Source organism: Candidatus Thiosymbion oneisti (assembly GCF_900092655.1).
GTDB classification, from domain to species: Bacteria; Pseudomonadota; Gammaproteobacteria; order Chromatiales; family Chromatiaceae; genus Thiosymbion; species Thiosymbion oneisti.
This window is the reverse complement of record NZ_FLUY01001803.1, coordinates 1-447: the sequence shown is the minus strand read 5'-3', so window position 1 is coordinate 447 and position 447 is coordinate 1. Positions and strand designations below refer to the sequence as shown.

Genomic DNA, 447 nt, shown 5'->3' with positions numbered 1-447 from the left:
GATCGCCGACATCCTCCAGGCCCGCGGCCAGCTCGATGAGGCCCTGCGCATCCGCACCCAAGAAGAGCTGCCGGTCTATGAGCACCTCGGCGACGTGCGGTCCAAGGCCGTCACCCAGGGCCGGATCGCCGACATCCTGCAGGCCCGCGGCGAGCTCGACCAGGCCCTGCGCATCCGCACCCAAGAACAGCTGCCGGTCTATGAGCGCCTCGGCGACGTGCGTTCCAAGGCGGTGACCCAGGGCAAGATCGCCGACATCCTGCAGAGGCGCGGCCAGCTCGATGAGGCCCTGCGCATCCGCACCCAAGAAGAGCTGTCGGTCTATGAGCGCCTCGGCGACGTGCGGTCCAAGGCCGTCACCCAGGGCCGGATCGCCGACATCCTGCAGGCCCGCGGCCAGCTCGATGAGGCCCTGCGCATCCGCACCCAAGAAGAGCTGCCGGTCTA

The 447-nt window shown here is 69.1% G+C and carries 1 protein-coding gene; it reads left to right on the top strand.

All coding sequences use genetic code 11. The annotated features are described in order from the left end of the window. Positions 1 to 447 (top strand): tetratricopeptide repeat protein (locus BQ17_RS19225; RefSeq protein WP_089729896.1); only part of this gene is annotated, 447 nt, incomplete at both ends.